The organism is Imhoffiella purpurea (assembly GCF_000585215.1).
Taxonomy (GTDB): domain Bacteria; phylum Pseudomonadota; class Gammaproteobacteria; order Chromatiales; family Chromatiaceae; genus Imhoffiella; species Imhoffiella purpurea.
The window spans coordinates 24,124-48,350 of record NZ_AONC01000049.1 but is presented as its reverse complement, the minus strand read 5'-3'; the positions used below and the strand labels follow the sequence as shown (position 1 = coordinate 48,350).

Sequence of the window (24,227 nt, the reverse complement as noted above, 5' to 3'; positions counted from 1 at the left end):
AGGGCGTCCTCGACGCGCGCCTTCTTCTCCTTCATCTCGATCTCGGTGGCGGCGCCGACCTTGATCACGGCCACGCCGCCGGCCAGCTTGGCCAGACGCTCCTGGAGCTTCTCGCGGTCGTAGTCGGAGCTGGTGTCCTCGATCTGGCCGCGGATCAGCTCGCAGCGCGACTTGATCTGCTCGTGCGAGCCGGCGCCGTCGATGAGGGTGGTGTCGTCCTTGCCGACCTGGACCGTCTTGGCCTGACCCAGGTCGTTCAGGGTCGCCTTCTCGAGCGACAGGCCCACCTCCTCGGAGATGACGGTACCGCCGGTAAGGACGGCGATGTCCTCCAGCATGGCCTTGCGGCGGTCGCCGAAGCCCGGCGCCTTGACCGCGCACACCTTGAGGATGCCGCGTAGATTGTTGACCACCAGGGTCGCCAGGGCCTCGCCCTCGATGTCCTCGGCGACGATCAGCAGCGGCCTGCCGGCCTTGGCGACCCCTTCGAGCACGGGCAGCAGATCGCGGATGTTGGAGATCTTCTTGTCGTGCAGCAGGATGTAGGGATCGTCCAGCTCGGCCTTCTGGCTCTGCTGATTGTTGATGAAATAGGGCGACAGATAGCCGCGGTCGAACTGCATGCCCTCGACCAGATCGAGCTCGTTGGCGAGCGACTTGCCTTCCTCGACGGTGATGACGCCTTCCTTGCCGACCTTCTCCATGGCCTCGGCGATGATGCTGCCGATCGAGTCGTCGGCGTTGGCCGAGATGGTGCCGACCTGGGCGATCTCCTTGTTGGTGGAGCAGGGGCGCGAGAGCGACTTGAGTTCGGCGATGGCGGCCTCGACGGCCAGGTCCATGCCGCGCTTGATGTCCATGGGGTTCATGCCGGCGGTGACCGACTTGAGTCCCTCGCGGACCATGGCCTGGGCCAGCACGGTCGCGGTGGTGGTGCCGTCGCCGGCGATGTCGGAGGTCTTGGAGGCGACCTCCTTGACCATCTGGGCACCCATGTTCTCGAATTTGTCCTTGAGCTCGATCGCCTTGGCGACCGAGACGCCGTCCTTGGTGACCGTGGGTGCGCCCCAGGACTTCTCGATCACCACGTTGCGGCCCTTGGGACCCAGGGTGACCTTGACGGCGTTGGCCAGGACGTCGACGCCGCGCAGCATCTGGGCGCGTGATTTCTCGTTGAAATGGATGAGTTTAGCGGCCATGTGGGCTGAGCCTCGAATAAGGGCTGGATTGAATGTTTTTGGCGATGGATCGGCGGAGAGTCGGCGGCGGCCGTTACTCGATCACGCCCATGATGTCGTCTTCGCGCATCACCAGCAGCTTCTCGTCCGCGACCTTGACCTCGGTCCCGGAATACTTGCCGAAGAGCACCTTGTCGCCGACCTTGACCTCGAGCGGACGCACGTCGCCGCTGGTCAGGATCTTGCCGTTGCCGACGGCGACCACCTCGCCCTGGATCGGCTTCTCGGTGGCCGAATCCGGGATGACGATGCCGCCGGCACTGGTGCGCTCTTCCTCGCTGCGGCGAACGACGACGCGGTCATGCAAAGGACGTAGGTTCATGGATGACGATCTCCCTCGGGGAATCTCAGTGAAGTTGGGTGGATCTTGTGTTGTTAGCACTCTCTCAGAGAGAGTGCTAACGATGTCTCGGAAGTCCAGGCTTGTCAAGATGTCGGTGAGGATGGGCATTCGGGTGTGGGTCGGGTTTGGCCTCCACCTGTCCCAGGCAATACACTGAGCCGAATGGCTCGTCGGGTCTCGATCCGGCCGGCCGAGCCTCATCGATCAACCGGCGATCCCGATCAATACGAGACAGCATTTCGACGTGATTCCCATCCGAATTCGACGCCTCTCCGACGAGGACGGTTTCGCACAGATTCGTACCCCGGAGGCACTGCTGACCGCCCTTTACGCCAATCGCGGCCTGACCGATCTCGATGGCGAGGGTCGACTCGGTCTGGGCGATCTCGAGCCCGTCGACCACCTGCTCGGACTGGAGCGGGCGGTCGAGGTACTCGCCGAGCGGATCCGCGGCGGCGGCCATCTCATGATCGTCGGCGACTACGACGCCGATGGCGCCACCGGCAGCGCCCTGGCGGTGCGCGGACTCAGGGCGCTGGGCGCGGCCCGCGTCTCCTATCTGGTGCCGAGCCGCTTCGCGAACGGCTACGGTCTCAGCCCGGCGGTGGCCGAGGCGGCGGCCGGGCTCCGTCCGGACCTGATGGTCACGGTCGACAACGGGATCTCCAGCGTCTCCGGTGTCCGACGCGCCCGCGAGCTCGGCATCCCGGTCCTGGTCACCGATCATCATCTGCCGGGCGAGGTGCTCCCCGAGGCCGAGGCCATCGTCAATCCCAATCAGGTCGGCTGCCGATTCCCGAGCAAGCACCTGGCCGGGGTCGGGGTGGTCTTCTATCTGCTCGCCGCGACCCGCCGCCATCTGCGCGACGGCGGCTGGTTCGGGGCGGGACGGCCCGAGCCGAATCTGGCCGATCTGCTCGATCTGGTGGCGCTCGGGACCGTGGCCGATGTGGTGACCCTGGACCGCAACAACCGCATCCTGGTCGAGCAGGGGCTGCGCCGCATTCGCGCCGGGCGCTGCACGGCCGGGGTGTCCGCACTGCTGCGGGTGGCCGGGCGCGATCCGAGCCGGGTCACGACGGCCGATCTCGGGTTCTTCGTCGCGCCCCGTCTCAATGCCGCCGGGCGTCTGGAGGAGATGTCGCTCGGTGTCGAGTGTCTGCTGAGCGACGATCCCGACCATGCCTTCTCCATCGCCCAGACCCTGGACGCTCTCAACCGGCGCCGCCGCGAGATCGAGGGCGAGATGAAGGATCAGGCCGAGTCTCTGCTCGACCGGCTGAGTCTCGACGGCGAAGCCCTGCCGCCGGCACTCTGTCTGTTCGGCGAGGATTGGCACCAGGGGGTGTCCGGGATCGTCGCCGCGCGTATCCGCGAGCGCTATCACCGGCCGGTCATCGCCTTCGCCGATGCCGGGGGCGGGGTGCTGCGCGGCTCGGGCCGCTCGATCGACGGACTGCATCTGCGCGATGCCATCGATGCCGTCGACCGCCGACATCCGGGGGTGATCGAGCGTTTCGGCGGTCATGCCATGGCCGCTGGACTGACGATCCGAGTCGATGTCCTCGATGTCTTCCGGGATGCCTTCGTCGAGGCCGTGCGCGAGCAGCTCGGCGACGTGCCTCCTCAGCCAGAGATCCAGTCGGACGGCATTCTGCCGCCAGGCTTGCTGACCCTGGAAACGGCCGAGATGCTGCGGCTCGCCGGCCCCTGGGGCAAGGGATTCCCCGAGCCCAAGTTCGACGGTCCCTTCGAGGTGCTGGATGCGCGTATCGTCGGCGAGCGTCATCTGAAGCTGCGTCTGGTCCCACCCGGCGGGGTGCCGGTCGAGGCCATCGGATTCCATTTCGGCGATCGGCTCGAGCAGGCCCGAGGGCGGATCCAGCTCGCCTATCGGCTCGACGTCAATCAATATCGGGGCGTGCGCTCGGCTCAGCTGGTCATGGAATACCTGCAGCCGGCCTGATGGGCATGAACCTGTTTTCGAACCGCAAAGCGCCGAGTGCGCAAAGAGTGACCATGGTGAGTGAATACGACGAGGATCTCGAGGATCGGTACCTGGATCCGAACGAGGATAAGGATGAGGACGTGATTCCGCTCGGTCCGAGCAAGAGCCAGATCAAGCGCGAGAAGCTGGCGATGCAGGTCCTGGCCGAGCGGCTGGCGGGCATGCCGCGCGCGGAACTGGAGCGGCTGAATCTCAGCGAGGCCACCTGGGCCGCGCTCGACGAGACCCCGCGCATCAAGGACCTTCGCGCGCGCAGCCGGCATTGGAAACGCATCGCCAATCTGCTGGCGCGCGAGGACATGGACGCGGTGCACGCGCTCATGGACGGCGCCGAGCAGCGCGAGCGCGAGGCCAACGCGCGCCACCATGCGCTGGAGCGCTGGCGCGAGCGCATGATCGCCGAGGGCGACGGCGCGGTGAACGCCTTCGTCGAGGAGTGTCCGACGGTCGATCGGCAGCAGCTGCGCTCTCTGGTGCGCGCTGCCCAGCGCGATACCGAGCGTGGAAAGCCGGATGCCCCGCGCAAGCTGTTCCGTTTCCTGCGCGAGACGATGGAAGCGATGGATCCCTGAGACCTTTCATCGGCCCGCGACGATCGCCAGATACATCCAGGGGTCGAGCCCCGGCGTTTGGGTCCGGGGCCGATGGATTTCTCCGTCGGGCGGGAGGGCGGTCGAATTCATGTTTATACTGCACCAGGCGTTCCTTGCGTGTACGTTCTGAGGGACACCGTCTGACTCATCCGCGCCGCGAGTCTCGAATCACATCAACGGGAGGCTGTTCTCATGATGGGTGGGCCGGCGATGCGCCTCTTACCGATCCTGTTCCTGGCCCTCGGAACGCCGGCCGCGGTCGCCTCTGTCGACGTGATGCTGGCGCTGGACCGCTCGCTCAGCATGGCCAGCAACGATCCGGACCGGGACAGCCTCAAGGGGGTCGAGGTTTTCAGCGCCCTGCTCAAGCCCGATGACGAGTTGGGTATCATCACCTTTGCCGAGACGGCCGAATTGGGTGTCGCCGGCAGGGACATGGCGGAAGCCGATGCCCGCACGGATATCGACGCCTTTCTGCGCGAGGTGGTGATGGATGGCAAGCGTACCAATTTCGGTGCCGCCTTGCGTCTCGGCTACGAGACCTTCGCGCACCAGGACGTGAAGTTCGGAGCGGAGCGGTTCCTCGTTCTCTTCACCGATGGGCAGCTCAATCTGGGCGCCGAGGCGGCGACCCAGGCCGCGCGCCGAGCCATCTTCGACGAGCTTCTTCCACTCTATCGGTCCGCGGGGATCCGCATCTTCGGTCTAGCCTTCTCCTCGGAGGCGGATCTCGACTTCCTCGGCCGGCTTGCCGATTCGACCAACGGTCGGGCCTTTCGCGCCGAGAAGGCCGAGGATCTCTATGCTGCCTTCGTGCAGCTTTTCGAGCAGCTGGACATTCCGCTGACGACGCCGATCGCGGGGGACCAGATCCAGGTCGACGAGAATGTGAAGGGGCTGGAGCTTCTCGTCAAGCGCGGCCCGGACGGTGGCCAGATGCGTTTGATCGATCCCGTCAACCAGACGCTCACGGTCGCGGATGGACGCTCGGGTGTCGAATGGCAGAGTTTCGACGATTTCGATCACATCCGGATCCAGGATCCTCAGCCGGGAACCTGGAGGCTCGCGACCTCGAGCACGGACAGCAAGGCCTATATCGAGAGCGATCTGGATCTGGAGGCCGAGATTCCTCCGCGGGTCCGGGCCGGCGAAGGCGTGACGGTGGAGGCGCGTCTGGTGAATCACGATCCGGACGGCGATTCGGCCCTGATCGAGGGGGCGCGCCTGGAGGCTCGGATCCAATCCGCGTCGGGCTGGGAGCAGCCTCCGATTTCGTTCGAATCCGTCTCCATGGATGACGATGCCCATGACTTCAGAGGGACCTTGCTCTTCACCTCCATGGGGGATGCGCGCGTCGAGCTGACTGCCCGGGGCCGGGGTTTTCGGCGTACCAAGCACTATCCGATCGAGGTCGCCGCCGCGGTCTCCGCGCTGGACAGCGTACCGGCGAATGATCAGGATCCCAAGGCCAAAGGGGGCGAACCGATCCCCGCCACGCCGCCGGAGCAGTCCGCCGCTGTGACCCTGTTGTTCGCGAATGCGCTCATCCTGGCCCTGCTGGCCCTCATCCTCGGGGCTTGGTGGTGGCGCCGATGCAGGATGGCCGACCGCGACGAATCCGACCTGGACGTCTGACATCGAGACGATGACGGAAACCGACTATCTATGGACCTACGGATTGGCCGAATTCTCCGCGGTATCGCTGATCGCGGCCTTGGTGTTCGGCATCAATTGGTGGCGTCTGCACAAACGGCAGAAGAAATTGAGGCGAACCTGCAAGGCGGTCTCCAATCGGATCGCCAAGGAGATCGAGGCATTCGGCCGTGACCGAATGGAGGGTCGCCCACGCGGGGACGATCCCGTGGCCTTTCTCGAATTCTTGGCTAAACCTTTCGATGCTGGCGACATCGCCGAGGCAGCGATCTGGAAATCGGTCATGGACGATCTCCACCGCCTGCTTCAAGTCTGCTGCAGCAAGCATGGGGTGTCCCGCGACATCGCCTCGCCCGTGAGCGTGGAGAAGGATCCTTCCCTGGCTGGAGGATTGGCGCTCGGGGAGTATCCGGAGCTCGATGGACTGGAAACCGGTATCGACGACCTCTTGGATCAATATCAGGCGAGTCTGTCGTCGTTCTCCGAGAATCGCAATGACATCGGCAATCTCACGGACAAGTGCCGACAGCTGGAGAGCGCGAACAAGGAGCTTCGACACAAGCTCGAGAAGAACGCGAGATCGGATCTGACCGAGCAACTGATTCAGGATCTCGATGCGATCGAGCAGCAGAATCTCGACCTGAGACAGCTCCTGTCCGAGTCGAGCCAGCATCAGAACGCTCTGGGGGCCGAAATGGATCAGCTGGCGGAGAAGATTCTCTCGCTCAAGTCGATCAATCAGGAATATCGCAGGCTGGTGCAGGAGACACAGCTCGAGCGCGACAGTCTGGCGGAGCAGAAGAGACAACTGTTGGGCCAGCTCGAACGCATGAATCGAACCTACAGCAGTCTGCGTCTCGAATACCTCAAGTTGTATCGCATCACGCACTGAAGCGGCGGCATCGGGCCTTCAGGTCGAGCTCGGGTTTCTGCTCTCCTGATGTTCCTGGTGCTTGCTCAGCGCCTCCGCCAGCTGCTCCCCGGACAGCTTTCCCTGCTTGACGAGGATGTCCCCGATCTGGATACGCTGCTTCGCGGCCGTTTCGAGCATGGCCGCGCAGCCCTCCTCGGACATGATGCCGAGCGTGCGGCTTGCCTGACAGAAGGTCACCATGTGCTCGCGCTGATATTGCCGGGCCCGCATGATCTGGTCCATGGACAGGATCCCTCGCTCGACCAGATGAAAGAGCGGACTGGCGTTGAGCTCCCGCTGCACGGAGGCTGCCTCGGCAATATCCTTTTCCCTCACCAGTCCCATCAGGACGAGATAGCGGCCGAACAGTATGGGCACATCCAGAGAGTCGAACATATCGTTATTCATGTCTTCATCTATCGCGGTTCAGATCGGTGCATCGCCAGGGGCGCGAGCGAATGCCTGCTCGAGATGGAGGCCGTCCCCCGGTATTGGATTCGCGATCTTAAGCCGAATACCTGACTGTTTTGCATCCCTAATCGTCCGATTCTGCTGCTTGCTTCACGAAATCGAACCGGCTGCCGCCCAGATCCAGGCGGTCGAGAGCCCGACGGCGGCACTGGCCGCGAGCGGGAGGCCGACGCGGAGCCGGATCGCCCGTCCGCCGATCGTCGCCGCCATGAGTCCCTTGGTGAGGTTGTTGGCCGAGGCGGCGATGAGGATGCCGGTGGCGGCGGTCTGGATCCCGATGCCGTCGTTGCTCATGCGCGCCAGCGACAGGGTGATGGCGTCCACGTCCGTGATTCCGGAGATGGCCGCGAGCGCCAGCACCCCGGCCGTCCCGAACCACTGGTGCAGGGCGGTACCGAAGAACATCACCAGAGCCAGCAGCAGACCGAAGGTGAGCGCCGTGCCGAATTCGAGCGGATTCTTCAGCGGCGACTCGAGCGGTGCGTCGCCGGTCGTTCGGTTTCGCCATTGCAGCAGCGCAGGCAGCAGCAGACAGAGCGTCATGAGCCCGACCGGGGTGAGCAGCTGCCGAGCCAAGGCCGGATGCAGCAGGGCCGTGACCATGAGCATCCGCGGGAACATGGTCATGCAAGCCAGCAGGATGCCCATCGCCAGTATCGGCGCCGAGTCGCTCTCCTGGCGTGCCATGCGCGAGAAGTTCAGCGTGACCGCGGTCGAGGAGGCGATGCCGCCCATCAGACCGGTCGCGACGATACCGCGCCGGGCCCCGATCAGCTTGACCGATATGTAGCCCGCGAACGAGATGCCGGCGATGAGCACCACCATCCACCAGATGGTGTATGGGTTCAGCGCCTGCCAGGGGCCGTAGCCCCGGTCGGGCAGGATGGGCAGGACTACGACCGAGATGAGGAGCAGCTCGAGACCCGCCTTGAGTTCGGCCTCGCCGAGCCGCTCGACCCAGCGGTGGAGCATGGGCTTGGCGCTGAGGACGAGCGTGGCGACCACGGCGCAGGCGGCCGCGATCGAGACCTCGCCCGCGACCGCCAGTGCGCCGAAGGCGAAGGTCAGGAATACCGCGACCAGGCTGGTGATCCCGAGATCCTGGTCATGGGCGTGCTCGATCACATAGGTCGCCGTGGCCAGGGCGGCGAGCCCGATGAAGACCAGCGCGAGCAGGACCGGACCGAAGGTCTGGGACAGGAGCGCCGTGACCCCGCCGAGCAATCCGATCAGCCCGTAGGTACGTACCCCGGCGACCCGCCGCCCCTCCGAGGCGCGGCGCGCCTTCCAGCCGCGCTCGGTTCCGATCAGCAGGCCGATCGCCAGCGCCACGCCCAGTCTATAGAAGATTTGCTGCTCGTCGTTCATGCCTGCCACCGCCGTCTTGTCGAATCTGGATTACAGCCAAACGGCCGAAGATGAATCGTTCCCCAGCCTGGGAGGATCGTTACACGACCCAGAACAGCGCGCACAGATCAACCCAGACTGCGATTGGGTGTTGAATTGGTTTCGGTTATTTTGCTTTCCATATCGGTTCGATAACCATGGCCGGTTTGTAAGCCCGTTACACGGCCGCTGGGCAACGCCAGTATCCTCGAGATGAGCGTATGAGCCACGACCAGAACTTCAAAAACCTCATCCTGGACTACCCGCGCCAGGCGCTGGACTTCTTCGCCGCCGGGGACCCGATCGAGCATCTGGCGGAGGCCGAGATCCTGCCGGTGCGCCAGGAGCAGCTCAAGGAGCGGCTCGGCGATCGCTTCCGCGAGCTCGACGTCCCGCTGCTGGTGCAATGGCCCGACGGCCGACGCGAGGCGCTGCTGTTCGTCCTCGAGGAAGAGAGCGACCCGAGACGCTTCTCGATCCATCGGCTGGCGCATTACTGTCTCGATCTCGGCGAGCTGCTGGAGACCGACCGGGTGGTGCCGGTCGTCATCTTCCTTCGCGGTCGGTCTCCGCGCTACGAGCTGATCCAGGGCAGCGACCACCAGACCTATCTGAGCTTCCGCTACCTGGCCTGCGAGCTGTCGGCGATCGCCTACGAGCGCTATCGCGAGAGCGACAACATCGTCGCTCGGCTCAATCTGCCGAGCATGCGCTATGCCCCGCAGGACAAGATCGATGCCTACGCCCATGCCGTGCGGGGACTGGCGACGCTCGAGGAAGATCCGGAAAAGCAATTGAAATATATCGATTTCATCGACATCTACGCGGTCCTGGATGACAATGAGCGAGCCAGATACGAGCGGGACTATCCGGAAGAGAGCGAGATCATGAGCACCTTTGCAGAGCGATTCATCCAGCAGGGCTGGGAGCGTGGGAAGCAGGAAGGCGCCTTGGAAGGACGTCAAGCCGGGCGCCAGGAAGGCCGTCGGGAAGGCCGTCGGGAAGGTCGTCAGGAAGGCGAAGCGGCGATGTTGTCGAGGCTTCTCCAGCTGAAATTCGGCGAACTTCCGCCTCAGGTTCTGACTCGGATCGGGGCTGCCGACGTCGAGACGCTGTTGGTTTGGTCCGAGCGCGTGCTGATCACCGAGAGCCTGGAGCGGATCTTCGACGAGAACGATTGATCTTCAAGGCCGGGATTCGTTCCGTCGAGGCCACATCATGGTCAATTGCAGTTCTGTTCCCCCCTCGAGGTTCAGGTTGTCGCGAGTCCAGCGATGGCGATACCGAGTCCGAGGCTGACACCAAGTACGAGCCGATTTCGGATCGAGGCGATCCGCCAACCCGCAGTTGAATTTTCCAGGTCTCCCGTATAGTTTGCCCCTGCCCGGGCCGGCTTGGCCTCATCACGGATCATGCCTCGATGACCAGTTCCCCAGTCTCAGAAGCCGTCGCCGAGAGACGGCCGTCGCTTTCGGTCGTCATTCCCATGTACCAGGAGATCGACAATGTCGAACCCATGGTGGCACGGGTGCAGGAGGGGCTCGCCGCCTATCGGGGGCCTTGGGAACTGATCTGCGTCGACGACGGTAGCCGCGATGGTACCGGCGAGCGTCTAAGCGAGGTTGCCGAACGCACCGGCCCGCATCTGCGCGTGATTCGTCTTCGGCGCAATTTCGGCCAGACGGCGGCCATGCAGGCCGGGTTCGACGCCGCCCGGGGCGAGCTGATCGCGACCCTCGACGGCGATCTGCAGAACGATCCGGCCGACATTCCGCGCATGGTCGACGAACTCCTGGAGCGCGATCTGGATCTGCTGCAGGGCTGGCGGCGCCGGCGCCAGGACGATCTGGTGATGCGCAAGATCCCCTCGCGCATCGCCAACAAGCTGATCGGCAAGGTGACCGGCGTGGCCCTGCACGACTACGGCTGCAGCCTCAAGGTCTACCGCGCCGAGGTCATCAAGGAGGTGACCCTGCTCGGCGAGATGCACCGCTTCATCCCGGTCTGGGTGGCCGGCGTGACCGCGCCCCAGCGCATCGGCGAGACCGAGGTCGCCCACCAGGCGCGCCAGTTCGGCGTCTCCAAGTACGGCATCTCGCGCACCTTCCGGGTGGTGCTGGACCTGATCGCCGCCTTCTTCTTCCTGCGTTTCGGATCGCGCCCCGGACACTTCTTCGGCTCGATCGGGATCCTCTTCGGGCTGCTCGGCGGGCTCATGATGACGCACCTGCTGGTGGTCAAGTTCGTGCTGGGCGAGAACATCGGCGATCGCCCCCTGCTGTTCGTGGCCATCCTCTTCCTAGTCGCCTCGGTCCAGTTCCTGACCACGGGCGTGCTCTCGGAGCTGCTGACCCGCACCTTCTACGCCTCGGGCGAGCGCACGCATCATCGGATCCGCTGGCAGTCCGATCCGGATACGGCTGGCTGGAGCGAGACGCTCTGATGGTCGGCTCCACGGATACGCTCAAGGGCGCCGCGAACTCGGGGATCGCGGCCGGGCGCTTCCAGCGGCTCATGACCTCGCCCTGGCTGCTGATCCTGGTGGTGGCCCTGAGCTTCTTCTGGCAGCTCGGGGCCGTGCCGCTCTACGACCTGGACGAGGGGGCCTTCACCGAGGCGACCCGCGAGATGCTGGCGAGCGGCGATTTCATCACCCCGCACAAGGATGGGGAGCCCCGCTACGACAAACCGGTGCTCATCTACTGGCTGCAGGCGGCGAGCGCCGAGCTGTTCGGGTTCGACGAATTCGCCCTGAGGCTACCCTCGGCCATCGCCGCGACCCTCTGGATCGCCGGCCTCTGGTTCTTCGTGCGGCGCTGTCTCGACGCCCGGACCGCGACCGTCGCCGGTCTGGCGATGGCCCTCTCGCTCCAGGTGTCCCTGATCGCCAAGGCCGCGGTCGCGGACGCGGTGCTGAATCTCTTCATCGCCCTGGCCTTCTTCGAGATCTATCGCTATTTCCTGGATCCGGACCCCAAGACCAACCGAGGCTTCGTGCTGCGTGCCTACCTATGGATGGGGCTCGGATTCCTGACCAAGGGTCCGGTGGCGGTCTTCTTCCCGCTGGTGGTGAGCTTCCTCTTCTTTCTGTCCGAGATGGGCGGGGCGAACGGCGGTCTCCGGCGCTGGTTCCGCGCGGTCTTCTCGCCGCTCGGCTGGCTCGTCTTCCTCGCAGTGGCCGGACCCTGGTATCTGGCCATCTATCTGGACGACGGCGCCGGATTCTTCCGCAGCTTCTTCTTGCAGCACAATCTGGGGCGGTTCGATTCGGCCATGCAGGGCCACAGCGGCTTCCCCGGCTACTATCTGGTGATGCTGCCGATCATCCTGCTGCCCTTCTCGGGCTGGTTCCTGAGTCTCTTGAAGGACCTGCGCCGGTCCTGGTCCGATCCGCTCGATCGCTTCCTCTGGATCTGGTTCCTGACCGTGCTGCTCTTCTTCTCCTTCTCCGGGACCCAGCTGCCGCACTATCTGCTCTACGGCTGCACGCCGCTCTTCATCCTCATGGCCCGATATCGCGAGCGGCTGACCAACGGCTGGCTGGCCTTCGTGCCGCCACTGTTCCTGTTCGCGATCCTGGTGGCGCTGCCCTGGCTGCTGGAGACGGTGGTTCAGGTCGCGCTCCGGTTCGATCTCGGGCTCAAGGCCCACCAGGTCGCCATGATCGGCGCCGGGCGCTTCGCCCTCGATCTCCACTATGGTGCCGCCGTGCTGGCCGGATTGGTCGCCATGCTGGGTCTCATGGTCTGGTCGCGTCCGGCGCTCTGGTCCCGTCTGGTGCTGGCCGGGATCATTCAGACCCTGGTGGTTTTCGGGGTTCTGGTGCCCAAGGTATTCGAGGTCATGCAGGCGCCGGTCAAGGAGGCGGGTCTGGTGGCCAAGGCGCTGGACATGCCGACGGTCGTCTACCGCACCTCCATGCCCAGCTTCAGCGTCTATCGCGAGGCGGTGACGCCGAACCGTCGGCCCCAGGCCGGGGATCTGGTGTTCCTGCGCATCGACAAGCTCGATCGTTTGGAGCGGGATCTGCCGGATCTGGATCGGACGCTCGTCTATCAGCGGGGGCCGGTGGCCCTGGTCATGGTGCGGGCGCCGGAATGATGGGGGCGAGCCTCGGACGTTTCCACGCCGAATGGCGGCGGCGTCTCCAAGCCGGTGTCGAGCGTGCCCCCGAGCTGGATCCGAGGTCGGGCGTCTGGCTGATCCGCTGGGCGCTGGTCGCGCTCTTGGTGGGCTCGACCATCTATCTGATCTGCGGCTATCACGGTGGTTTCGAGCGGCTCAACGGCATTGCCTCGGGCTATCCGGATTGGCTCTGGGAACACCTGACCAGCCTGGGCGATGAGAGATTGGTGTTCGCGCTCTCGCTGCTCTTTTCGCTGCGCTATCCGCGTCTCTTCTGGTCGCTGGTCGTTGCCGGGACGATCGCCGCACTCTATGGTCGAGGATTCAAGGCGCTGTTCGACGCCTCCCGGCCTCCGGCCGTGTTGGCCGCGGACCTCTTCAATCTGATCGGTCCAGCGCACCGGCATGCCAGCTTTCCATCCGGCCACAGCGTGACGGCGGCGGTCTTCTGCGGCGTCCTGCTTTTCCATTCGCATCGCTGGGGCTGGCGGGTTCTGCTGACGCTGATCGCGGTCGCGGTCGGACTCAGCCGTATCGCGGTCGGCGTCCATTGGCCGGTGGATGTCGCCGCCGGGCTCATGGGCGGAGCGCTGGCGGCCTGGGTGGGCTGCCGGATCGCCCAGCGCTGGTCCGGTCCGGCGGCCAATCCGGTCCTGCATCTGTCGATCGTGATCCTCGCCGCGTTTCCGGCGATGAGTCTGCTGTACGATCCTGGCGATTATTCGAGCGCCGTGCCGATGGTGCGGATTCTGGGGCTGGCGGGCCTGGTGGGTATGCTGGTTCAATACGGACTCCTGCCTTGGCGGTCTCTCGCGAGGGTGGACGGACTCCGCTGAAGGTCGGGTCGCATGCGCATCGGTTCGTCGATGACATCCTTCCCGAGGGGGCGGATCCGGAGAGATGCCAAGCGCCGAGGCGTCCGTTTCCGGCGTTCCGCCCTTCGCGGTTCCTTGGAGATCCGATAGCATGTCCATGGCCGAAGACTATTTTCGATTCCACCAGAAGATGGTAGGGGAGGGCGTGATCTTTTCCTTCGTCGGCTATCTTTCCGAAGGTATCCTCTTTTCGCTCGGCGAGGCGCTCAAACAGAAGATGCGCCTGGACGCGACCGACGCCAACGTCACCAAGCGGGTCTTCGCCATCTTCGTGGAGCAGGTCCAGAACATCATCCGTTATTCGGCCGAGCGACTGGAGTCCGACGAGGGACGGCCGAACGAGCTGAGTTCTGGCATGATCACCGTGGGACGGGAGGAGGGGCATTTCTTCGTCGTCTGCGGCAACTGCGTGCTGCGAGATGAGGGCGAGGCATTGACTCGAAGGCTCACCGCGCTGGCCGCCATGGATAAGGATTCGATCAAGACCTACTATCGAGAAAAGCTGCGCGAGCCTGCCGAGGAGGGGAGCCGCGGCGCCAGCATCGGGCTGATCGAGATCGCGAGGCGATCGACCAGGCCGATCGAATTCGGTCTGACGGAGCTGTCCGGGGATCGCGCCTTCTTCTGTCTCAAGGCCTTCATCTGAGATGCCAACAGCCTTTGCATACGAGTCGATGGATACCCTCTTTCTCCAGCGGACAGAACGATCGCCTCTGCTCGAATTCGATTTCGTCGGCCGTCGGCTGCGCATCGAGGGCGAGTCCTATCCGGAGGATGCCGCCGCCTTCTTCGGGCCTGTGCTCAAGAGCCTGGAGTCCTATCTGTCCGAGCTCTCGGTTCAGAGACCGTCGTCGCCGCTCCGTCTCGAGCTGCGCATGGCCTATTTCAACAGCAGCAGCGCCAAGGCGCTGATGAACATCTTCCAGATGCTGGAGTCCGCCGCGCGCCAGGGCGTTCCGGTCGAGGTGCACTGGTACTACGATCCCGAGGACGAAACCATGCAGGAATTCGGCGAGGATTTCAGCGAGGATCTGGAATACGCGCGATTCAATCTCCATGAGCTCGAAGCGCAGCCATCCTGATTCCATGTCATCGGAGCTCGATCCACCCCAGGCGGGGGAGGCGTATTCGCTCTACTTTCAGGAAGAGGCCGTCATCCGCCAGGCCGAGACCATGATCGGCAAACTCGACGAGGTGTCGGACGGGGTCCGCACCCTCGCCGATGCCTATCGTCTCGGCTATCGCGAAACGGCGCGCCTGGTACGCATCAGCGATCGTATGCAGCTGGATCTGCACGAGGCGAATCGGACCCTGACGGCCCAGGCCGAGGATCTCAAGCGGCTCAACGGTACATTGCGCAAGGAGATCGAGCGGCGCGAGCAGCTCGAGCAGGAGCTGCGCCGGATCGCCTCGGTCGACGAACTGACCGGAACCCATACGCGGCGCCATCTGCTGGAGCTTGCCGAGCACGAGCAGCGTCGCAGCGCCCGTCACGGCAAGGGGCTCGTCGTGCTCATGATGGACCTGGATCACTTCAAGAGGATTAACGACCGCTTCGGCCATGCCGCGGGCGATCAGTTGCTGCGCGACTTCGGTGCGCTGCTGCGCTCCAGTCTGCGCAAGGGCGACATCGCGGGCCGTTTCGGTGGCGAGGAATTCCTCGCCGTGCTCCCGGAGACGGATCTCGACACGGCCGAGGCCATCGCCAACCGCCTGTGCGACCGGGTGCGCGAAGGCCGCACCCAATGGACGGGGCAGTTCCTGTCGGTGACGGTCAGCATCGGATTGGCCGGGACGGATGGAGACGAACCGCTCGATCGGGCGATTTCGCGTGCCGATCAGGCCCTCTACGAGGCCAAGAGCGCCGGCCGGGATCGTGTCCTCGTCGCCCGCTCCGGGCCGGGCTAACGCGGTATGAAGTCGGCCGTGCGCGTTTGTGTGCTGGTCCTCTGCGCCGTCTGGTCCCACGTCCACGCCGCTCAGGATCCGCAGCCCTATCGCGTGGGTGTGGAGGACATCGATTATCGTCCCTATCAGAACGGTCTGAACGGCGGTTTCGAGGGCTTCGGCCGCGAGCTGCTGGATGCCTTCGCCCGGGATCGGGGAATCCGGTTCGAGTATCGCCCGATGCCGCCCTCGCGCTTGCTCGAGAGCCTGCTGCACGACCGCATCGATTTCAAGTATCCCGACGATCCCGACTGGCACGGGGCGTTGCGCCAGGGATACGAGATCCATTACAGCCGCCCGATCGTCGGATATCTGGACGGCTCCTTGGTCCCTCCGGAACGGTTCGGCCGCCCGGCGGCGGAGATCCGGAGGCTGGGGATCGTCCTTGGCTTCACTCCGGCGGCCTGGACGCAACCCATCCAGGCGGGACGGGTTGCGTTGATGGAGAACGCCGACTTCTCCGCGCTCTTTCAGCAGGCAATGACGGGACGCGTGGATGCGGCCTATGCCGATGTACGGGTCGCGCGCGCCCAATCGCAGCGTTTGTTCGGGAGCCCCGATCTGCTCGTCTACGATCCCGGTCTGCCCCATGCCAGCGGACACTATCGGCTGTCGAGCATCCGCCATGCTGGATTGATCGAGGACTTCGACCGCTGGCTCGCGGCGAATGCCGCTCTGGTCTCCAGGCTGGAGCGCCAGGCCGGCCTGCTCGATCCCCCTGGGTCGCTCGATTAGCCCAGGCGACTCATGCCTTCCACATCCTCGTCATCCAGTGTGCGGCGGGTCGCCTTTCGGTACGGTCTGACCTTCCAGCAGGCCGCGATGACCCTGCTCGTGGTGCTGGTGCTCGGGATTATGGTCGGGGCCGGGCGGATCTTCGTCGATTGGCGCGCGATGCACGTCGAGACTCGATCGAACATCGGCAAGGTGCTCGCCCTGGTGGAGGGCTCGGCCGCCGAGGCTGCCTATCAGCTCCACCCGGAGCTTGCGCGCCGTCTCGTCGATGGGCTGCTCGTCTTCGATCCGGTCGTGCACGTCGAGCTGCGCACCGATTTCGGGCGTATCTTGGCCCTGCGCGCGCGCGAGCCCGACGCCGGTTCCATCGCCCCGGGTTGGGGCTGGCTGTTCGAGGACGCTAGCCATTATCGCCTGCGGCTGGAGTATGGTGTTCCGGGAGGCGAGCGCGAGGATGTGGGACAGCTGCGACTGGATCTGTCGCCCGAAATGCTCGCTCGGCGTTTTCTCCACCGGGTCGCGCGCGATGCCGTCTTCGAGCTGGTGCGCTCCCTGTTCATCTCCGCTCTGGTGGTGGCGATCTTCTATTTCATGATCACACGTCCGTTGCTGCGGCTGGGGCGGGCGATCGCGGAGGTGGATCCCGATGCGCCCGGCGATTGGCTACCACCCCGGCTGAAAGGCCATGGCCGAGACGAGCTGGGACTGCTGAGCGAACATCTGCGGCGGCTGCTGCAATCCTCCCAGCGCGGGCTCGACCAGCGCGACCTGGCTCAGCGCGAGCTGACCCTGCTCAATCAGGAGTTGGAGCGGCGGGTCGAGGCGCGCACCCTGGAGCTCGAACGGGCGCTCGGCGACCTGGAGCGACAGAAGACCGAGGTCGAGCGCGCCTTCTCCGAGCTGGATCTCACCCATCGGCATCTGGCGCTGGCCAATCAGCAACTGCTGGAGAGCCATCGCTATGCCCGTCGCATCCAGACCAGCATGCTGCCCGATTCTGCGGTCCTGGGCGACGCGGTCCACGAGATCCAGGTGCACTGGGAGCCGCTGCATCAGGTGGGCGGAGACTGGTATTGGTTCGCGCGCCGCGGCGAGCGCTGTCTCCTCCTCCTGGCCGACTGTACCGGTCACGGTGTCCCCGGGGCCTTCATCACCCTGGTCGTCGCCGCGGCGCTGGAGCATCTGCTGCATCATCGGGGGTTGGCCGCGCCTGGCCTCATCCTCCAGGCGCTGGACCTGGAGGTCCGCCGCCGTCTGCGTCAACAGAATCCGGGCGCCGAGTCGGACGACGGTCTGGACGCGGCGGCTCTGTGTTGGGAGGCGGGAGAGAGACAGCTGCGTTTCGCCAGCGTTGGCAGCATCCCCTTGCTGGCGATGGTCCCCGGCGAGCCGATCGAGGTGATTCGCGGTGCGCGCGGCCATCTGGGATACCGCAGCCTCGCCGCCCCGAACGTCATCGCCGAGCGGAGTATTCAGGTCGGTCCCGGGACGACCCTCTATCTCATGACCGATGGCGTTCCCGACCAGATGGGAGGGACGCCGCGCCGCCTGCTGGGACGGCGCAAGGTCGCTGCGTGGCTGGAGGCGCACTGCGAACTCGGCCTGGCCGATCAGGTCGCCGGATTGAGCCGAATGCTCGCCGATTACCGACGGGACGAGGCGAGACGCGATGACATGACGCTGATCGCATTGCGCCCGATCTGACCGGACGCGATTCGGTACCCGTTGCGATCTTCCCTGGCTGAATTGCGGGTTTGCCTTCATCGCTGGCGATCAGCATACTGATCCGCTCTATGGCCCGAGCCATGCCGCCGGATCCCGAAACGGGTTGCATCGGGTGCAAGCCTCCGGCCACCGGGAATACCCGGGCATCCCTGCCTCGACAGGAAGCGCAATCGCCCGGCGCCGTCCCTGCGGCCTCCTGCCAATGTCAGAAACGAGTTTGCCGATCATGTTGCACCATCTGCTGTGGTTGCTCCTGCCGTGGAGTCTCGCGTTCGTCTTTCTGGGACGCATGCGCCTCTGTCCCCCCGTGTCGTCCGATGTCGCCCCGGTTCGCGTCTCGGTCGTCGTTCCCGCCCGCAACGAGTTCCACCGCCTGTCGCCTCTGCTCGACTCCATGAGCCGGCAAGAGTATCCGGACTGCGAGCTGATCGTCGTCGACGACAATTCGACCGATGGGACGGCCGGCTTGGCGCGCTCGGCCGGGGCCACCGTCATCAGCGTCACCGAGCTCGAACATGGCTGGCTGGGGAAGCCCCATGCCTGCTGGGTCGGGGCCCAGCGCGCCAGCGGCGATCTGTTGGTGTTCCTGGACGCCGACACCGAACTGGAGCCCGGTGGGCTGAAGCGGATCGTCGCCACCCATGCCCGGCACGGCGGGCTGGTCTCGGTACAGCCCTATCATCGTATGAAGCGTCCCTATGAGCGGCTTTCCGCACTCTTCTTCATCATCATGATGGGCAGCATCCGATCCTTCACCCTGGCTGGCGATGCCGTACGGCCGAACGGCAGTTTCGGTCCCTGCATGGTCTGCTCGCGGGAGGACTATTTCCGCACTGGCGGACACAGTCTGGTCCGCTCCGAGATCATCGACGATGTCGCCCTGTCGCGAGAGATGGGCCGTCGCGGGATCGAAACGCACAACTTCATCGGTCGCGGGACCATCTCCTTTCGCATGTATCCGCACGGCCTGGGCGACCTGATCGAGGGCTGGACCAAGAACTTCGCCCGCGGTGCCATGCATACGGATCTGCTGATACTGGTCATGATGGTCGCCTGGATCTCGTCCAGCTTCGCGACCTTCGACGCCGCGCGTGCCTTTTTCTTCGAGGACGGCTCCACCTGGGGCATTCCAGGGCTGATCGCCTATACCGCCTATGTCGCTCAGATCTGGTGGCTGCTGCGCCGGCTCGGAAATTTCGGTCTGACGATCGCCTTGACCTATCCTGTGTCCTTGCTGTTCTTCACCTGGGTGTTCGTGCGTTCGCTCTATCTCACCCTCGTCCGCAACAGCGTGCGCTGGAAGGGACGCGTCATACCCGTACGTTGAGTTGACCGGGCCGGACGCGGCCGTTGCCCACGCCGGCCGGCGATGGGCCGACGGCTAATTCGCCACCCGCTCCAAGGCTCGGGCGAAGGATGAGAGGCCCGAGTTGCCGAGCAGTACGTGCGGCTTGTCGAGCCGTTTGCAGAACCGCTTGGTGCGGTAGTAGGCGTTGTGGCTGACGTAGTCGGTGGCGCAGACGATGGCATCGGCCGAGGCGAGCATGGATTCCAGCCGTTGATGGCTGTCCTCGAGTCCGCCGTCGTGGTGTTCGAAGCGGCCGTTGCAGCGTGCGACCAATTGGCGGTATTGCTCGACCAGCTGCTGTCTTCCGCCGACGCAGAGCACCAGCCGACCGGCCAGGTCGGCACAGCAGGCGCAGCTGTCGTTGGGGCATTCGTCGCACTGCTGGCTCAGCCCCAGGGTCAGTAGCCGTTCGAGCGATTCGCATTCCTCCTCGCGCTCGCGCAGGCTGGTCTCCAGCGTGCTCGAGCGCCGCTCGGCGTCGGCGAGGCGTTGACGCAGGGATTCCGTTTCCTGAAGGCTCGTCTCCAGGCGCGAGTGAGTCAGTGCGTGCGCATCGCTGAGCGAGGCGATGCGTTCGAGAAGCGCGGGGGTCTCGCTGCGGCTGAGCCGATGGCGCAGTGTCTCGGCCTCGCTCGCGAGACGGTCGCGTTCCTGTCGACAGGCATCGAGTTCCGAGGTCAATTCGGCGATGGTGCTTTCGCGTTGCTCCAACTGCTGCGCGCTGCGCCTCTGGCAGGTCTCGAGCTCATGCCGGACGCGACCCAGTTCGACCCGGGCTTCGTTGAGTCGTTTCAGGTCGGCCCTCTGTCCTGCGCCGATCTGGTGCGAGAGCATGTGGACGTCCTCGTAGGCGAGGACCATGGTGGCGGCGTCCGTCTTGGGATGACTCATGAGCGCCCAGAGACCGCCGGGAACCTCGCCACAGGCGAGCGATTCGGCCCATAGCGCGAGAATGCCTTCCGGATCCTTGGCCTTGGCGTAGCGGCGCAGGTTGCTCGCGTATTTCTTGTCGAGCAGCTTCTGGGTCGCCTGAGAAAGTGCGTTGCGCTCCTCCGCGGCGGAGACGAAGCCGACATGGATCTCGTAGTCGCTCAGCCGTTCCTTGGTCCGCCAGACGAAACGCCGTCCGATCCTGCGCAGATCGTCGACGCTGAGACAGGTACCGATGATGGGGCAGTGGTATTTGTGCGGCATGTCCCAGAGCTTGCGTCGACCCGAGCGGACTGGGTCCAGTTCCTGTTCCGGTGGGCGGTAGAGTTCGATGGCCTCTGAGGATTCATCCTCCTGGCCGGGGGCGATTCCTGATGTCTCCGAGCCGGTCTCGCCGCGATCCTCAGGGGCTTGAAGCGCAGGTGTGTCCTGCTCGGTTGCGTCGGCATTCCGCTCGACCGACTGGAGTTCGCGCAGCAGGCGCAGCCATTCATCCCCTTCGATCTCGTTCAGCAGGGAGCGGCTTTCGAAGTCGTAGAGCGTCATGCGGTCGGGAATGGCCTGTTCGGCGGATCCGGTGATTTCGAGGAGGTAACGTTGCTGCATGGGGGCTCCTGGAGATGCGGGCCGAGAGAGCTCGAGTGTTCGAGAATGCTGAGTGCTCGGATTCGAATGCAAATGACAATGATTATTGTTTGATGCTATGCCCGGGTCTGGCATCTGTCAATCCGGCGGCTCGGGAAATTCCGCCGCGCTAGGGGCGGGCGCATATTTTCGATTGCAATTCTCGGTTTTTCGCGTATCGTCCAGTTCTCCTCATGCGCCATCCGGTCGGCGCAATCCATGATTTCGGTTGATTTCCCTCCTTCAAGGCTCACCCGTAACCATCTCGAACCACATCGCCTAGACCGGCCCAGTGAACCTCTCTGGGTAGGCCGACCCAGGAGTTTTCATGTCTTTTGCTGAGCTCGGCCTGTCGGCCGAACTGCTGCGTGCCGTCGCTGCGCAGGGTTATACCCATCCCACCCCGATCCAGTGTCAGGCGATCCCCGCCGTGCTTTCCGGACGAGATGTGCTCGCCGGTGCCCAGACCGGTACCGGCAAGACCGCCGCCTTCACCTTGCCCATGCTGCAGCGCCTGAGCGCCGCGCAGCCGGCGCAATCGGGCCGTCGTCCGCGCCGTCCGCGCGCGCTGGTCCTGACCCCGACCCGCGAACTCGCGGCCCAGGTCGGCGAGAGCGTGCGTCTCTACGGCCAGCATCTGCCGCTGCGCTCGCTGCAGATCTTCGGTGGGGTGGGGATGGGGCCTCAGGTCGAGCAGCTGCGTCGCGGGGTCGACATCCTGGTCGCGACGCCCGGGCGTCTGCTCGACCATCAGGGTCAGGGGAATGTGGATTTCGGCGGTATCGAGATCCTGGTGCTGGACGAGGCGGACCGCATGCTGGACATGGGCTTCATCCATGACATCCGGCGCATCATCAAGCTGTTGCCCAGGCAGCGCCAGAACCTGCTCTTCTCGGCGACCTATTCGCGCGAGATCGAGCAGCTGGCCACCGGTCTGCTCCAGGATCCGCAGCGGATCGAGGTCGCTCGGCGCAATACGGCGGCCGAGACGGTGTCTCAGCGCGTCCATCCGGTCGCCAAGGAGCAGAAGCGCGCCCTGCTCTCGCATCTGATCCATCGCGGCGGCTGGGAGCAGGTGCTGGTGTTCACCCGTACCAAGCATGGTGCCAACCGGCTCGCCCAGCAGCTGATCACCGACGGCATCACCGCCGCCGCGATCCATGGCAACAAGAGCCAGGGCGCACGAACCCGGGCGCTGGCGGACTTCAAGAACGGTGCCGTGCGCACCCTGGTGGCGACCGATATCGCGGCGCGCGGCCTGGATATCGATCGTCTGCCGCACGTGGTCAATTACGAGCTGCCCAACGTGCCCGAGGATTACGTCCATCGCATCGGTCGGACCGGGCGCGCCGGTTCGGAAGGCACGGCGGTCTCGCTGGTGGGTCCGGACGAACGCGGGATGCTGGCCGGGATCGAGCGTCTGCTCGGGCGGCGCATCGAGAGCGAGAAGATCGAAGGCTTCGAATCGGTGGTGCCGGACGCTCAATCCGAACGACCGGTTCGGGATGAGATGCCGGGCCGGCGTCAATCGGCTCCATCCGGTGGTCAGCGCGCCCATCAGGGACGTTCGTCTTCCGGGCGCCGAGCGTCCACGGCGTCCGAGAGCGGAGGTCCGAACGGGCGTCATGCCCGCAAGCGTCCGAGCAACAACGGTTCCGGCGGTGGGCGGCGATCGGCGCGGACATCCAATGCCCAGGGTTCGGGGCGGACGCGCGGATAGAATCTGTTGACGAGCCGCTGAAGCGGAGATCGGGACCCGAGCCCGGCTCCGCTTCAGCGGTCGATCAGTGGTACTGCTCGGTGGTGTACTGCCCGGGCGCATGACGCCGGTGACGCGCCAGTCCGCGCGCCTCCAGGATCTCCTTGGCGTCCTTGATCATCGCCGAGTTCCCGCACAGCATGACGTGGCTGAGCGTGGGGTCGATCCGCTCGCCGATGCGTTCCTCCAGCGAACCGTCCTCGAGCCGCTCGGTGATGCGTCCGCCGAGTGCGGAACCGTGAGTCTCGCGGCTCACCACCGGCACCACCGTGAAGCGTCCCTCGTACCGCTCGCCGATCACGTCCAGGGTTTCGCCGTAGGCGAGGTCGCTGGACTGGCGCACGCCATGGACCAGGACGACGCGCTCGAACTTCTCCCAGGGATCCCGGGTGCGCAGGATCGAGAGATAGACGCCCAGTCCGGTTCCGGTCGCCAGCATCCAGAGCGTCTTGGCCGGCTCGACGGTCTCCAGCGTGAAGATGCCGTTGGCGGTTGCCGTCAGCCAGACGCTGTCGCCCGGATTCAGCGCCGAGAGCGGTGGTGTCAGCGGTCCGCTCGGGACCTCGTTGAAATAGATCTCCAGCGGCCGGTCCTGAGGGGCGTTGACCAGCGAGTAGGGGCGACCGACGCGTTCTCCTTCGATGTCCAGGGCCACCTTGATGTACTGCCCGGCGACATAGTCCGCGATCGGCGCCTCGAACTGCAGGCTGAAGAGCCCCTCGGCCCATTGATGCCTGCCGACGACCGTCGCTTTCACCCAATCGTTCATATCCTGTCCTACCTGTGATGATGTATGGGGCCCGCTCACTGTCGGCGGGTCTCACCCGAAATGATCGGTCCATGTCGTGCCATTGCAATCCCGACGCGCTTGCTTCACTTAGCATGGCGGGGTGCGACGTCAGCGAATTGTGGAGGTCTTCATGAAAAATACCCTCTTGATGCTCGGTCTGGCCGCCATGTCCGGCGCGGTCGGGGCCGAAGAGAAACACTGTTCCTCGTTGCTCGATCTGGAGGTGCGACGGCTCGCCGGCGACGAGATGGTGAATCTCTGCGATGCCTATCAGGGCAAGGTCATCCTGATCGTGAATACGGCCAGCAAGTGCGGTTTCACGCCCCAGTATGAAGGACTGGAGAGGCTCTACGGCCGGTACGGCGACCAGGGATTGGTCGTGCTCGGTTTCCCGTCCAACGACTTCGCCGGGCAGGAGCCCGGGAACGAGCAGGAAATCCAGACATTCTGCCGTCTCACCTATTCCGTCGAGTTTCCCATGTTCGAGAAGGTCGGCGTGAAGCGCGGCAAGGCCGCGCCCTTGTTCCAGCGTCTCAATGCCGCTGGCGCGCCCTATCCGAAGTGGAATTTCTACAAGTATCTCATCGACCGTCAGGGCAACTTCGTCGACCATTTCACCAGCATCACCAAACCCGAGAGCGGCAAGGTCGTCAAGGCGATCGAGAGCCTGTTGTGATCGGGAATCCGATGCCGCCGATGGATGGAGACGATGGTTTCGATCCGGATCGGCAATTGGATCGGTGATGCGTTCGTGTCATTCAGCA

General features: G+C 64.7%; 22 protein-coding genes. 16 read left to right on the top strand and 6 right to left on the bottom strand.

Annotated features, from left to right (window positions below):
• Nucleotides 1-1,199 (bottom strand): chaperonin GroEL (gene groL, locus D779_RS15600; RefSeq protein ID WP_043755816.1); only part of this gene is annotated, 1,199 nt, incomplete at its 3' end.
• Nucleotides 1,200-1,272: 73 nt separating this feature from the next.
• Entirely contained in the window at nucleotides 1,273-1,560 is a 288-nt protein-coding gene (locus D779_RS15595; RefSeq protein ID WP_043755813.1) for a co-chaperone GroES, read from the bottom strand.
• Nucleotides 1,561-1,825: 265 nt separating this feature from the next.
• Between D779_RS15595 and recJ the strand changes: the two genes are divergently transcribed.
• The 4 genes from recJ to D779_RS15575 all read left to right on the top strand — a co-directional run bounded on the left by recJ (nucleotide 1,826) and on the right by D779_RS15575 (nucleotide 6,727).
• The gene (gene recJ, locus D779_RS15590; protein WP_043755811.1) at nucleotides 1,826-3,547 is read left to right on the top strand and encodes a single-stranded-DNA-specific exonuclease RecJ; all 1,722 of its coding nucleotides are present in this window, start codon (nucleotides 1,826-1,828) and stop codon (nucleotides 3,545-3,547) included.
• A gap of 53 nt (nucleotides 3,548-3,600) precedes the next feature.
• Complete coding sequence (yjgA, locus tag D779_RS15585) at nucleotides 3,601-4,161, top strand: ribosome biogenesis factor YjgA (RefSeq protein ID WP_052348179.1); 561 nt, start codon at nucleotides 3,601-3,603, stop codon at nucleotides 4,159-4,161.
• A 231-nt stretch (nucleotides 4,162-4,392) separates the two neighbouring features.
• Complete coding sequence (locus D779_RS15580) at nucleotides 4,393-5,817, top strand: VWA domain-containing protein (RefSeq protein ID WP_043755810.1); 1,425 nt, start codon at nucleotides 4,393-4,395, stop codon at nucleotides 5,815-5,817.
• 10 nt (nucleotides 5,818-5,827) lie between these two features.
• Nucleotides 5,828-6,727, top strand: a complete 900-nt coding sequence (locus D779_RS15575; protein WP_043755808.1) for a coiled-coil domain-containing 22 family protein — start codon at nucleotides 5,828-5,830, stop codon at nucleotides 6,725-6,727.
• An 18-nt stretch (nucleotides 6,728-6,745) separates the two neighbouring features.
• On the opposite strand, the gene D779_RS15570 is transcribed toward D779_RS15575, so the two are convergent.
• Together D779_RS15570 and D779_RS15565 are read right to left on the bottom strand one after the other, a co-directional pair.
• Nucleotides 6,746-7,156 carry a hypothetical protein gene (locus D779_RS15570; RefSeq protein WP_043755806.1) on the bottom strand — a complete coding sequence of 137 codons (411 nt, stop codon included), beginning with the start codon at nucleotides 7,154-7,156 and terminating at the stop codon, nucleotides 6,746-6,748.
• A 153-nt stretch (nucleotides 7,157-7,309) separates the two neighbouring features.
• Nucleotides 7,310-8,587 (bottom strand): MgtC/SapB family protein, encoded by a 1,278-nt coding sequence (locus D779_RS15565; protein WP_081763553.1) that lies wholly within the window; start codon nucleotides 8,585-8,587, stop codon nucleotides 7,310-7,312.
• A gap of 239 nt (nucleotides 8,588-8,826) precedes the next feature.
• On the opposite strand from D779_RS15565, the gene D779_RS15560 reads away from it, so the two are divergent.
• From D779_RS15560 to D779_RS15515, 10 genes are all read left to right on the top strand, one after another.
• Complete coding sequence (locus D779_RS15560; RefSeq protein ID WP_043755803.1) at nucleotides 8,827-9,786, top strand: DUF4351 domain-containing protein; 960 nt, start codon at nucleotides 8,827-8,829, stop codon at nucleotides 9,784-9,786.
• A gap of 239 nt (nucleotides 9,787-10,025) precedes the next feature.
• The gene (locus D779_RS15555; RefSeq protein ID WP_043755802.1) at nucleotides 10,026-11,048 is read left to right on the top strand and encodes a glycosyltransferase family 2 protein; all 1,023 of its coding nucleotides are present in this window, start codon (nucleotides 10,026-10,028) and stop codon (nucleotides 11,046-11,048) included.
• On the top strand, nucleotides 11,048-12,706 hold the full coding sequence (locus D779_RS15550; protein ID WP_043755799.1) for an ArnT family glycosyltransferase: 1,659 nt from the start codon (nucleotides 11,048-11,050) through the stop codon (nucleotides 12,704-12,706). The genes D779_RS15555 and D779_RS15550 overlap by 1 nt, the downstream gene beginning before the upstream one ends.
• Complete coding sequence (locus tag D779_RS15545; protein ID WP_043755797.1) at nucleotides 12,703-13,566, top strand: phosphatase PAP2 family protein; 864 nt, start codon at nucleotides 12,703-12,705, stop codon at nucleotides 13,564-13,566. The genes D779_RS15550 and D779_RS15545 overlap by 4 nt, the downstream gene beginning before the upstream one ends.
• A gap of 130 nt (nucleotides 13,567-13,696) precedes the next feature.
• Nucleotides 13,697-14,251 carry a SiaB family protein kinase gene (locus D779_RS15540; protein WP_043755795.1) on the top strand — a complete coding sequence of 185 codons (555 nt, stop codon included), beginning with the start codon at nucleotides 13,697-13,699 and terminating at the stop codon, nucleotides 14,249-14,251.
• Between the two features lie 28 nt (nucleotides 14,252-14,279).
• Complete coding sequence (locus D779_RS15535; RefSeq protein WP_043755793.1) at nucleotides 14,280-14,687, top strand: DUF1987 domain-containing protein; 408 nt, start codon at nucleotides 14,280-14,282, stop codon at nucleotides 14,685-14,687.
• Entirely contained in the window at nucleotides 14,662-15,513 is an 852-nt protein-coding gene (locus tag D779_RS15530) for a GGDEF domain-containing protein (protein WP_052348178.1), read from the top strand. Before D779_RS15535 ends, D779_RS15530 begins: the two co-directional genes overlap by 26 nt.
• A gap of 6 nt (nucleotides 15,514-15,519) precedes the next feature.
• A complete protein-coding gene (locus D779_RS15525; RefSeq protein ID WP_043755789.1) occupies nucleotides 15,520-16,287 on the top strand; it encodes a substrate-binding periplasmic protein in 768 nt (255 codons plus the stop codon).
• 12 nt (nucleotides 16,288-16,299) lie between these two features.
• Nucleotides 16,300-17,991 carry a PP2C family protein-serine/threonine phosphatase gene (locus D779_RS15520; RefSeq protein WP_043755787.1) on the top strand — a complete coding sequence of 564 codons (1,692 nt, stop codon included), beginning with the start codon at nucleotides 16,300-16,302 and terminating at the stop codon, nucleotides 17,989-17,991.
• Between the two features lie 247 nt (nucleotides 17,992-18,238).
• On the top strand, nucleotides 18,239-19,339 hold the full coding sequence (locus D779_RS15515; protein ID WP_043755785.1) for a glycosyltransferase: 1,101 nt from the start codon (nucleotides 18,239-18,241) through the stop codon (nucleotides 19,337-19,339).
• Between the two features lie 54 nt (nucleotides 19,340-19,393).
• Here the strand turns inward: D779_RS15515 and D779_RS15510 are convergent, their stop codons facing one another.
• Nucleotides 19,394-20,896, bottom strand: coding sequence for a DUF2325 domain-containing protein (locus tag D779_RS15510; RefSeq protein WP_043755783.1), 1,503 nt, complete (start codon nucleotides 20,894-20,896; stop codon nucleotides 19,394-19,396).
• 346 nt (nucleotides 20,897-21,242) lie between these two features.
• On the opposite strand from D779_RS15510, the gene D779_RS15505 reads away from it, so the two are divergent.
• Nucleotides 21,243-22,634 (top strand): DEAD/DEAH box helicase, encoded by a 1,392-nt coding sequence (locus D779_RS15505; RefSeq protein ID WP_052348177.1) that lies wholly within the window; start codon nucleotides 21,243-21,245, stop codon nucleotides 22,632-22,634.
• A 64-nt stretch (nucleotides 22,635-22,698) separates the two neighbouring features.
• Here D779_RS15505 and D779_RS15500 read toward each other — a convergent pair whose 3' ends face one another.
• Complete coding sequence (locus D779_RS15500) at nucleotides 22,699-23,442, bottom strand: ferredoxin--NADP reductase (protein ID WP_043755781.1); 744 nt, start codon at nucleotides 23,440-23,442, stop codon at nucleotides 22,699-22,701.
• Between the two features lie 151 nt (nucleotides 23,443-23,593).
• On the opposite strand from D779_RS15500, the gene D779_RS15495 reads away from it, so the two are divergent.
• Entirely contained in the window at nucleotides 23,594-24,139 is a 546-nt protein-coding gene (locus D779_RS15495; protein ID WP_043755827.1) for a glutathione peroxidase, read from the top strand.
• The last annotated feature ends 88 nt before the right edge of the window (nucleotides 24,140-24,227 follow it).